The organism is Mesorhizobium sp. M8A.F.Ca.ET.218.01.1.1 (genome assembly GCF_004791165.1).
Taxonomy (GTDB): Bacteria; Pseudomonadota; Alphaproteobacteria; order Rhizobiales; family Rhizobiaceae; genus Mesorhizobium.
The window spans coordinates 1-290 of sequence record NZ_SRUZ01000188.1; the positions used below are offsets into that span (position 1 = coordinate 1).

The following is a 290-nucleotide window of genomic DNA, read 5'->3' on the forward strand; positions in this document are numbered from 1 at the left end:
GTGCCGAGAGCGGCAGGTGCAGGAACCTGCCGGTCGCAGGCCGGCCTCACCCGAATATCAACATGCCTCAGGCGGCCTTGCGGCGGTAGTTGCCGATGACCGCCTGGATCTCGCGCAGCCGCGACACGGCGACGGTCTTCAGCCTTTCGCGCTGGACATCACGGTCGAGCGAGATGCAGTCCTTCCACAGCGAGCGGCCGGCGATCACGCCGGAGGCGCCGTTCTTCATGGCGATCTCGACCTGATCCAGGAAAGTAGCGTGGTTGACGCCGGCCGACAGCACCGCCCAC

The 290-nt window shown here is 66.9% G+C and carries 1 pseudogene; it reads right to left on the bottom strand.

Annotated features, from left to right (window positions below):
• Positions 1–67: 67 nt before the first annotated feature.
• Positions 68–290, bottom strand: a pseudogene (locus EN861_RS34965) (tagatose-bisphosphate aldolase); the annotation flags it as partial.